The following is a 10,314-nucleotide window of genomic DNA, read 5'->3' as shown; positions in this document are numbered from 1 at the left end:
CGCACCACAGCAATCTCGTCCGGAGTCACACACCCTCAACGCCGCACCCGTCCCGAAGGACACGCGCCACCACAACCGACCTGACCAAGCCCTACTAGTAGTGCTTCGTTAGGTTCTGGGCTGTCTGCGGCGGTTTCGCGGGTTGGGCAGAGGTCGTCCGCAGGTGGTGCATGCACCGGCCCAGCACCTCAGCAGGTCCTGGAGGAGGTCAAGGACCTGGTAGAGGGTCAGGCCGGTGTGCGGACTTTTGGGTCGAGCCGCCGGAGGGTGAGGAAGGCTTGTGCGGCGGTGACGAGGGTGACGTGGTGGTGCCAGCCGCGCCAGGTGCGGCCCTCGAAGTGGTCCAGTCCCAGGCCGTGCTTGAGTTCGCGGTAGTCGTGCTCGATCCGCCAGCGCATCTTCGCCCACCGCACCAGGTCGGCGACCGGGGTGGTGACGGGCAGGTTCGATATCCAGTAGCCGGTCGGAGTGTCCTGGCCGTCCGGCCACTCGACCAAAAGCGTCTGGACGGGCAGACGGCCGTCCCACCGGTTGCGGCCGCCGCCCGCCTCCTGTGCTGCGGCCAGGGACTGCTTGTCCGCAGGCCGGATGGTCAGGACCGCGAACTTTGAGGTCATCGCGCCTTTGCTGCCCTGGCGCCAGGTCACCTCGGTGAACCGGCCGGCACCGGCCTGGGCTGCGAGGACCGAGACGGCGCGGGGTGCAGTGCGGTAGCGGGGCAGCGTCGGCGGGCCGAGCCCGCCGTAAGCGGGCTGGTGCGGCTCGGCGTCCTGTGGGTGGGCGACTTCCTTCCCGGTTGCGGACACCGCGGCGACGCCGAATTTCCCACGCAGGCTGCGGGTACGCTGTCGCGATCGCCTTCTTGCAGGCCCACGGAACCGTCGCCGCCGTCGGGGTGGAGGGCACGTCCTCCTACGGAGCGGGCTTTACGCGCGCGGCCCGGCAGGCCGGCCTGACCGTCGTTGAGGTCAACCGGCCCGACAAGGCCGAGCGTCGCAGGATCGGCAAGTCCGACCCGATCGACGCCTACGCCGCGGCCCCGCGCCGTCGTCTCGGGGCGGGCGACCAGCGCTCCCAAGGGAAGCGCGGTCGACGGTATGCGCGCCCTGCAGACCGCCGCGCGCTCCGCAGTCAAGGCACGCACCGCGGCGCTCAACCAGATCACGCACCTGCTGGTCACCGCGCCCGACCCGATCCGCGCCAAGTACCCGGCACAGCCTGGTGACAAGCGCATCGCTGACCTGGCCCAGATCCGGCCGGCCACCGATCACGAGAACACCGCGCTCCTGACCGCACTGCGCACGTTGGCCCGGCGCGTCCAGAGCCTGACCCAGGAACACACGGCTCTGACCGCGGAGTTGGACAAGCTGGTCACCGGACTCAATCCCGGCCTGCGTGCCGCCTACGGCGTGGGCCCGGACACCGCCGCCCAGCTGCTGATCACAGCAGGGGCGAACCCGGAACGACTGTGCACGGAAGCGTCCTTCGCCGCGCTGTGCGGTGCGGCCCCCGTCCCGGCCTCGAGCGGGAAGACCAACCGGCACCGGCTCTCCCGCGGCGGCGACCGCGCGGCCAACGCGGCTCTGTACCGCATAGCACTCACCCGGATGGCCCGCGACCAACGCACACGCGGGTACGTCGCCCGGCAGACCGATGCCGGGCGCACCAAAACATAGATCATCCGGCTGCTCAAGCGTGCCATCGCCCGCGAGGTCTTCCGGCTGCTGACCACCCCGGTCCACTAGGGCCTGTCCGGCGGATCAAGTGACTTCTCGCACTCCGGCACGTTGGCATGCTCATGGGGCGGGGAGATCTCACGAACGAGGAATGGGCCCGGCTGAAGCCGCATCTGCCCATGTCCGGGCAGCGCGGTGGGCGTTGGGCCAGCCACCGCAGGATCATTAACGGGATCCTGTACCGGAACCGGACTGGGGTGCCGTGGCGGGATCTGCCTGCGCGGTTCGGCAAGTGGAAGACCGTGTATGAGAGGCACAGGCGCTGGTCGGCGGATGGCACGTGGGACAAGGTCTACGCGGCTGTCCTGGCCGACGCGGATGCCCATGGCCGCATCGACTGGTCCATGGTGAGCGTGGACTCCACCACTTGCCGGGCCCACCAGCACGCCGCCGGAGCAAGCAAGAAACCACCGCGAGTGCCGGGAAAAGACGCACGCCCCGACAGCACCGCCTCGATGAGGGGCTCGGACGCTCGCGGGGCGGCCTCACCTGCAAGATTCACCTCGCCGGAGAAGGCGGGCGCCGCCCCCTGGCCCTGCTGATCACCCCAGGCCAGTGGGGCGACGCCCCGCAGCTCATCCCCATCATGGAACGAATCCGTGTCGGCCGGCCCGGCGGCAGACGCCCCCGCACCCGGCCGGACCACCTCGGCGGCGACAAAGCCTATTCCTCCCTGCGTAACCGCCGCTACCTGCGCAGACGGCAGATCAAGCACACCATCCCCGAGCCGAAGAACCAGCGGGCCAACCGCCAACGCCGCGGCAGCAAGGGCGGACGGCCCGCCGGCTTCGACAAAACGATCTACAAGCGCAGAAATGAAGTCGAGCGCACGATCAACGCCCTTAAGAACTTCCGGGCCGTTGCCACGAGGTTCGACAAGCGTATCTACGTCTTCCAGGGCACCGTGACCGTCGCAGCAATCCGGCTCTGGCTCCGGGGGTAGATCCATTATCCCGTGCGGCGAGGCGCCTGTCACCGTTCTCCGGAATGATCTTTACATCCGATTTGCTCCTCTAGGCTTGCGGGCGGACGCAACGCATGGAGCTGACCTGGGAGTTGAGAGTGGCGCACGACGTTGCCGCGCTGGCGGTGGAACTCACGGAGATGGCTGCGGCCGATCACAAGTCCGCAGTCCGCGCGAACAGCGATGACCCCGCCGAGCAGCTGGCGTGGCGGCGGCTGACCGCTCGGCACGGTGACCGGCTCAACGAGATCATGGAGGAGTACGGCTGGCCGACGGCGGAACTGGTCGGCGAGGAGGCCGCACGCGCGGCATGGCTCATCGCTCAGCACGCCGACCGGCAGCTCGACGTTCAGCGTCGCGCCCTTCATCTGATGCAGCAGGCGGTGTCGGCAGGCTCGGCCAGCCCGCGCGAGCTGGCCTTCCTGCGCGACCGCACGCTGGTCAATGAGGGACGCAAGCAGGTCTACGGAACTCAGATCGCTGGCGTGAAGGACGGGGCGCCGGTTCCGTGGCCCTGTGAAGAGCCCGAGCGCATGGACGAACTCCGTGCGGCAATCGGCATCGAGCCCTTCGACGAGTACGTCGCCAAGTTCGCCATGGCCTGACGCCCCCTTGCCGGTCGCGTCCGGTGGATCACTGCCCGGGCTCACCTGCCGACGGCAATGATCCGCCGGACAGGCCCTAGGCACCACCGTGCATCGCTCGAGTGAGCTCCACCCGTGACCGCAACGCGAGTTTACGGTACGTGCTCTTCAAGTACTTCTTGACGGTGTGAGGGCTCAAGAAGAGCTGTACCGCGATCTCGCCATCCCTCAAGCCCGAGGCAACGAGGTCTGCTATCTCGTACTCCCTGGGGCTCAGGACTCCCTGGATCCAAGCCCGTGCGTGAGTCGGTGACGGTGCGTCGACCCGGTTGTGGATGATCGTGATGATCATGTCGTCGTCCGGCAGGTGAACCGACCGTAGCCTCAGGCCGGTCTCGGGATCTACGCTCGGGCGCGTCGTACCGTCGCGAACATGTGCTGCTCCTTCGCGCGCCCTGGCCAGAACATCGTCGAAGGTCTGGTCCCCTGACAGCCCGGCGATGACCTGCCGCGCCGCTGGATTCGCGGTGCGTTCCGCAGTGCGTGTGTCCGTCACGATGACCGGTTCGTCGATCAGCTCGAGGGCCGCGGACGCGCGCGCGAGCCGTCTGTCGAGCTCTTCAGCGACGTTGTTCCTCTCCATGGCCAGGCCGGACAGACGGCCGAGCGCCTCCATCACGGTCAGCTCCGCGAGAGCGAATCTGCCCTGGCTCGACGTCCGAGCCACGTTCAAGGTGCCTCGTACCTCTCCGGCCACGATCAGAGGTGCCTGCAACGTGTGGGCGATGCTATGCAGGGCGAGCACCTGTCTGTAAAGGGGAAGCAGCATCCACTCGGCTGGCTCTGAGATCTCTGCTTCCGTCACCGCTGAACGACGTGTCAACACCGCCTGCAGCACAGGGTCCGAGTCGCGACCCTGATGTTCGTACCTGGCGAGGAAGTACTCGCTGACGCCATGCGCAAGCACGCTCGATGCCGCGTTACCGTCGCTGCCCAGGAGATACACGCCCGCGGCCTTTCCGGGGATGACACGGCACATTTCCTCAAGGATCCTGGTCTGGATCTCCTCCTGCTCCCCACACATGCGTGCCTCGGCGGCGAACCGGAGCAGCGTGGTGCTCACCGAACCCTCCACACGGGGCGCCTTTCTGCGGCCGAGTCGCTGGTCGATGCCCGACGTACGACACCAGCTGCTGCTGCAGACAAACCTCCCTGAGTACGCGCGAGATACCAAGGGCGGCGCCCGTCACAGGGCGCCGTTGGTGCCTGGAAGGTTTCGTGCGTCGTCATTCGCCTCTGCCCAATGAACCCGATATTCACTTGGGCCCCGGGGAGGCCGGCGCGTGGTGACCTCACCGCTCGCGCTGCTCCGAGGATCGACCCATGCGGGAGCAGGGTCAAGTCTGAACAGCCCCGCTGGCGCTGTGACGGAAGGTTGCGAAGAGAAGAGGACCCGTTCGGGTGACGGCCGGCGCGTCTCGGCCTCCGTCGCACGCTTCGGTGGCCTCCAACGAGTACGGGTCGGCAGTACCTGCTCGGGGTCTGACGACGCGGAGTCGCGCGCAGCAACGCTGAGCCATGAGTTGCCCATGAGAGGAACCGACGGTGACGAAGATACGACCTCGCGACTTCCACAATCCCTACTCCGCGTACAGCTCGACTTTCTCGTCACTCGACGAAGTCATCGTCATGGCGCAGATAGGCATTCAGTACCTCCCAGGAACTGATGCGAAGGACGTGCATGAGCGGCTGCAGGGGGCCTTGGCAGCAGAGTCCTGTGTCTATCAGGCCGAGGCCGGACGCCATGTGGACGCAGCCGGCCGCGCCAACGAGGTTTTCATGACCTACTGGACCTCCGACGAGAATTACCAGCGATGGCGTGCAGAGCACCCGCTGGAGTCCTGGGCGCCGAGCTTGGTTGAGCGAGGCATCGGCCTGTGGGTCGAGACGATTCAGGTGCCGGCGCGCCGACTGGAGACGTCCTTTTCGACCGAGGACGTCCGATGGGGTATCGCCGAGAGTCGATCGACGCAGCTCAACCCGTTCCACTCCTACTTCGGGTCGATGCGCGACCGTATCCACGACGCCGAGAACGGCGGCCTTCCGGCGACCGTGCAGGACGTCTCAATGGGCGCCGTGACTTCGCTTGACCGCCATATCTGGTTCGAGGTGCCGGAAAACGCCTGCTTCATCAGGTCGCCTCAGGGTTGGCGGCACTGTCCCGATGCAGAGCGCGACTGGTTCGAGGAGCGGATGCTCCCCGTCTATCAAGTAGGGGTCGACTACCTGGTGGACAACCCCCTCACGACCGGGTGTCTCAGTATCCGCAAGCTCGACGTCGACTTCCCGGCCGGATCGCAGGTGCAGACGTCCTCTCTGGCTTGGTGGCAGTCGCTGGCGCACCTCGAGGCATGGGCCCATGAGCATCCGACTCATCTTGCGATCCTGAAGAGCTTCGGCGAGCTGGCGGCGCACTTCGCGCCAGACGTGACCGTGGTGCTCGGGCACGAGGTCTATGTGGTGCCGGAAGGCGGCGCACGAGCCGAATACGTCAATTGTCACGACCGTACCGGCCTGCTGCCGTTCTTCGGCCATCTGAGCACCACTGAGTCCCATCCCATTACCCATCACTGAGCGGTCCGGGTCCCTGGTCCGAAGGTAAGACGCGATGTCGAACACGATCGTTGACTACGAAGTCGGCGGAATTCATGGTGCCAGGAGGCAGCCCGGGAGTGAGTCGTTGACTCGGTTCAACTCCGGTGCTGCTCGTTCACGGCGGACTCCGAGATGCACATGGCCAGAGCACCCGAGGCGCGAGGCTCCGCGGAGTGCCGCTCGGCCTTCGGGTTCCTGCTCGAAGCCTGGTCCGACCAGCAGTTCGACATCCAGGAGATCGTGGCCCACGACGGGGGCTGCGTGTGCCGCTCGATCCTCACCGGCACCCTGGCCAAGCCATGGAACCTGGGCGGCACGGTGGTCGAGCCGCGCGGGCAACGCGTGAGCTTCGGCATCCTCGACGTCATGACGTGCCGCGAGGGTCTGATCGTGCGCAAGGAGATCTGGCTCGACGGCAGGGCGATGACGGCAGCGCTCATGTGAGGCGAAGCCGCGAGGTTTGGTCGGTGTCCGCACGCACCCCAGAGGTGTTCGAACGAGGGTTGACCAAGGTCTTCGCCCGGCCTGAGCGAGGTCGGGACTCGCGAGCGGGCAGCCAGGCGCCTGCCACCCACGGGGCCGGCTCTCGAGTCGTTGTCCAACGCCGTTCACCATCCAGGTCTCGGTGGATGGTGGGTCCGCCGTGCTCGGGTCAGTACGAGCGGTGAACTCCGCTCGGTCACGACTGCCACGCATTGCTTGATGAGAGGACGTTCACCTATGCAGAACCCGCGCCCCGCTCGAACAGATGTGCACCACGGAGTGTTCACGACTGCCACGCACTGGGGTAGGTATCGAGTCGTCGTCAAGGGCGGGGAGGTCCGCTGGATCTCACCCCTGGACGACCCGGAGCCGGCCACGATCGGCTACCGCCGAACGAGCTATGACCAAGGTCGAGGTCGTGTCCTTCGTCCCATGGTTCGGACCAGCTACCTGCGGAACAGGGATACGCCCGCGCGACGACGGGGCGACGACACCTTTACACCTGTCTCGTGGGAGCGCGCGCTCGACCTGGTGGCAGAAGAGATCAAGCGCGCCCACAACACGCGTGGGCCCAGCTCGATCTTCGGAGGTTCCTACGGGTGGGCAAGCGCTGGGCGCTTTCACCATGCGCAAAGTCAGGTGCATCGCTTCCTCAACGTGGCAGGTGGCTACACGCCTTCGATCGACAGCTACAGCTTCGCCGCCATGGCGCGGATCGTCCCGCACGTGCTCGGCACCTCAGCCAATGAGCACTTGCTGTCCGTCCCGACGTGGGAGGAGATCGCGGAGCACGTCGACCTCCTCCTGGCCTTCGGTGGCCTTCCTGCCAAGAACGCTCAGGTCAACCCCGGCGGGGTGCACATGCACCGGTCGCGCTCGGGCCTGCGGATGTGCGCCGAGGCCGGTGTCGAGCTGGTCAACATCAGTCCACAGCGGAGCGACCTCGACATCGACGAGGCGCAATGGGTCCGCGTCAGGCCCAACACAGACACCGCGTTGATGCTGGCCCTGACCTACGAGGTGTGGGCCGCCGGCGACCACGATGCCGAGTTCCTGCGGGAGTGCTGCGTGGGGGCCGAGGATCTCGTGGCCTACCTGTCCGGGGCTCTGGACGGCGTCGTCAAGGACGCGAGCTGGGCGGCCGAGGTGTGTGACATCCCTGACGCCACCATCCGTGACCTAGCGCGCCGGATCGTGGGCGGCCGGACGTTGATCACAGTGAGCTGGTCCATTCAGCGCGGTGACCATGGCGAGCAGCCCTTCTGGGCCGCCATTGCTCTCGCCGCCATGGCCGGTCACCTGGGTCGGCCCCAGAGGGGGGTCGCGCTCGGGTTCGGCACCCACCACAGCACCGGCGCGCGTCAACGCAAGCTTCCGGTCGCCGCATTCCCGCAAAAAGTGCGTGAGCTTCCCGAGATCGCGCCCATCCCGGTTGCTCGCATCGCCGACATGCTGCTGGGTCCTGGGCAAGAGATCGACTTCGACGGCCGCCGCGTGACCTTTCCCGACATCGACCTCGTCTACTGGTGCGGGGGAAACCCGTTCCATCATCACCAGGACCTCAATCGCCTGGTGGAGGCCTGGCAGCAACCCCGTACGATCATCGTGCACGAGTCCTTCTGGACCGCCACCGCCAAGCATGCCGACATCGTGCTGCCAGTCTCCACCTATCTCGAACGCAACGACGTGGCGTTCGGCCGCCACGAGTCTCACCTCTCTGTCATGCACGCCGCGGTAGACCCCCCGGGAGAGGCACGCGACGACTATGCGGTGTTCGCGGACTTGGCAGACCGGCTTGGATTCCGCCGCGAGTTCACCGAAGGTCGGTCTGCCGATGAGTGGGTGCGGCATCTCTACGACACCACGCGAGATGGCCTGGCCGCTGCCGGCATGCCGATTCCTGACTTCCGGACGTTCTGGGCCGCCGGCGAGGTCACCATTCCCCTGCCGGAGCCCGATCGGCGGGCCGACCCGTTGGCGTTGTTGCGTGAGGACCCGATGCGAAACCCGTTGGCCACGCCTTCCGGCAAGGTTGAACTGACCTCGGCGACGATCGAGTCCTTCGCCTACGACGACTGTCCGGGACACCCCACCTGGCTCGAGCCTCAGGAGTGGTTGGGCTCGACGATTGCGGAGCACTTCCCCCTGCACCTGCTCTCTCCGCAGCCGCGAACCCGTCTACACAGCCAGTACGACCAAGCAGACCACAGCGCTGAGTCCAAGGTCCGGGGACGCGAGCCGATACACGTGAACCCCGACGACGCAACAGCCCGCCACATCCGCGCGGGTGACGTCGTTCGGGTCTTCAACGACCGTGGTCAGTGTCTCGCCGGTGCGGTGATCGATCCAGGAGTCCGCAGCGGCGTCGTCGTGCTCCATGCCGGAGCGTGGTACGACCCCATCGAGCCTGGTGGGCTCGACGCGCACGGCAACCCGAACGTGCTCACCTTCGACAAGGGCACCTCGAAGCTCGCCCAAGGCCCAAGCTCAGGAACGGCGCTTGTCCAGGTCGAACGCTTTGACGGACCACTCCCGCCAGTGCGGGCCTTCGATCCTCCTGCGCAGGACACCCAGTAGGACTCCGTTACGTTCCTTCTCGGTCTGTTCGGGGGCACGTTGAAGGTGTGGACGCACATGAAGTGAACCGTGCTCGGTCGAAGTTGGCGCTGTTCGTCGCTGATGCGTTCGCCTCGGGGCCGCGGAAGGATCAGCGGGTCAAGGGCGACTGCTATCTGCGGGGGCTGATGCTGGACGGGCGGCGCAAGTCGATCCAGCCGATGGCGGAGCGGCTGGAGGACGGCAACGAGCAGAACCTGCAGTAGTTCGTGAACCAGTCGGCCTGGGATCCGCTGCCGGTGCGGCGGCGGATCGCGGAGCGGATGCTGCCGCTGATCGGCCCGGCTGCCTGGGCGGTCGATGATGTGTCCTTCCCCAAGGACGGGAAGATGTCGATGGCGGTTGCGCACCAGTACTGCGGAGCGCTGGGCAAGCAGGCGAACTGAATCGTCCGTGCGTTCGCCCAGGACATGAACGTCCCCGATCTCGATCTGGACCGGCTCAGCGAGTACTTCGAGGAAGACGCCTGCTACCACAACATCCCGAATGGAACCCGTCGTCGGCCGCACCGCCATCCGTGACGACTTCGCACGCTTCCTGCCCAAGTTCGATGTCATCCAGTGGGAGATTCGCCACCAGATCGCGTCCGGCAACCTGGTCATGAATGAACGCACCGACACGTTCAGCATCGGCGGACGTGCGATCACCTTCCGGGTCATGGGCGTCTTCGAGGTCACCGGCGGCCTCATCACCGCCTGGCGCGACTACTTCGACTTCGCCGAGCTCCCCTCGGTCCTCGGCCAGTAGAGCCCGCTCCTACTGAGCGGTGGGTCCTGTTCACCGCGACACATTGCGGCTTCCCGGTGCGGCTGTTCGGGGATCGCTGAGGTCTTGAGTCGATGGATCCGCGTTCCCCTGACGCGCATCACTCGCTTCGATCAACCGGCAAGCCGGAGTGCCGGACACCCGCCCGGCACTCCGGTCACCACCCCGTGGGGCTCATATGGTTTCACCGGCAGCGACGGGCGCCTCGGACCGAGCGAGCACCTCGCGCACCGCTTCGGCGAGCGCGGGAGCCGCGCTCGCGTCGGCGTCGGCAATTGCGACGCCGTAGCGGAACCGCACGGTGGAGCCCTGTTCGATGGTCAGCTCCTCGCTGAAGAACGGTGCGGGGTTGAGGCAGGCGAACTCCTCTGTACGGGCGAACCACTGCGGCGGGTGGTTGGGGTTCGCCGCGTCGTCGACCATGAGCACCAGCGACTCGGCGTCCGTCTCGTCGTGGCGGCCCGCGAAAGCCATCCACGGCATGCGCCGCCCGCGGACCTCGTCGCCGCCC

8 protein-coding genes and 3 pseudogenes are annotated in these 10,314 nt (G+C 66.7%); 8 read left to right on the top strand and 3 right to left on the bottom strand.

The window, feature by feature from the left end; all coding sequences use genetic code 11:
• Window positions 1-227: 227 nt before the first annotated feature.
• A pseudogene (locus IG99_RS42750) lies at window positions 228-872 on the bottom strand (transposase); the annotation flags it as partial.
• 225 nt (window positions 873-1,097) lie between these two features.
• On the opposite strand from IG99_RS42750, the gene IG99_RS44655 reads away from it, so the two are divergent.
• The 3 genes from IG99_RS44655 to IG99_RS42735 all read left to right on the top strand — a co-directional run bounded on the left by IG99_RS44655 (window position 1,098) and on the right by IG99_RS42735 (window position 3,305).
• Window positions 1,098-1,676, top strand: coding sequence for an IS110 family transposase (locus tag IG99_RS44655; RefSeq protein ID WP_063768399.1), 579 nt, complete (start codon window positions 1,098-1,100; stop codon window positions 1,674-1,676).
• A 122-nt stretch (window positions 1,677-1,798) separates the two neighbouring features.
• A protein-coding gene (locus tag IG99_RS47195) for an IS5 family transposase (RefSeq protein WP_107056169.1) occupies window positions 1,799-2,679 on the top strand; the annotation gives its coding sequence in 2 pieces (ribosomal slippage) (window positions 1,799-2,159 and window positions 2,159-2,679; 882 coding nt in all).
• Between the two features lie 95 nt (window positions 2,680-2,774).
• On the top strand, window positions 2,775-3,305 hold the full coding sequence (locus IG99_RS42735; RefSeq protein ID WP_394298085.1) for a DUF6624 domain-containing protein: 531 nt from the start codon (window positions 2,775-2,777) through the stop codon (window positions 3,303-3,305).
• Window positions 3,306-3,381: 76 nt separating this feature from the next.
• Here the strand turns inward: IG99_RS42735 and IG99_RS44650 are convergent, their stop codons facing one another.
• Window positions 3,382-4,407, bottom strand: coding sequence for a LuxR C-terminal-related transcriptional regulator (locus IG99_RS44650; protein WP_051866613.1), 1,026 nt, complete (start codon window positions 4,405-4,407; stop codon window positions 3,382-3,384).
• Window positions 4,408-4,889: 482 nt separating this feature from the next.
• Between IG99_RS44650 and IG99_RS42725 the strand changes: the two genes are divergently transcribed.
• From IG99_RS42725 to IG99_RS42705, 5 genes and pseudogenes are all read left to right on the top strand, one after another.
• A complete protein-coding gene (locus IG99_RS42725) occupies window positions 4,890-5,918 on the top strand; it encodes a phenylacetaldoxime dehydratase family protein (RefSeq protein WP_037684337.1) in 1,029 nt (342 codons plus the stop codon).
• Between the two features lie 147 nt (window positions 5,919-6,065).
• Window positions 6,066-6,383, top strand: a pseudogene (locus IG99_RS42720) (ester cyclase); the annotation flags it as partial.
• Window positions 6,384-6,659: 276 nt separating this feature from the next.
• Window positions 6,660-8,999: a molybdopterin-dependent oxidoreductase gene (locus IG99_RS42715; RefSeq protein ID WP_051866612.1), complete on the top strand. Its 2,340-nt coding sequence runs from the start codon at window positions 6,660-6,662 to the stop codon at window positions 8,997-8,999.
• Between the two features lie 47 nt (window positions 9,000-9,046).
• A pseudogene (locus IG99_RS42710) lies at window positions 9,047-9,421 on the top strand (transposase); the annotation flags it as partial.
• A 103-nt stretch (window positions 9,422-9,524) separates the two neighbouring features.
• Window positions 9,525-9,785, top strand: coding sequence for a limonene-1,2-epoxide hydrolase family protein (locus IG99_RS42705; protein WP_199815734.1), 261 nt, complete (start codon window positions 9,525-9,527; stop codon window positions 9,783-9,785).
• 192 nt (window positions 9,786-9,977) lie between these two features.
• Here the strand turns inward: IG99_RS42705 and IG99_RS42700 are convergent.
• Window positions 9,978-10,314 (bottom strand): DUF6807 family protein (locus tag IG99_RS42700; RefSeq protein ID WP_037684332.1); only part of this gene is annotated, 337 nt, incomplete at its 5' end.

Source organism: Streptomyces griseus subsp. griseus (assembly GCF_000720255.1).
Lineage (GTDB): Bacteria > Actinomycetota > Actinomycetes > Streptomycetales > Streptomycetaceae > Streptomyces > Streptomyces griseus_I.
Note: the sequence above shows the minus strand (reverse complement) of the source record. Positions and strands in the feature narration are given on the sequence as shown.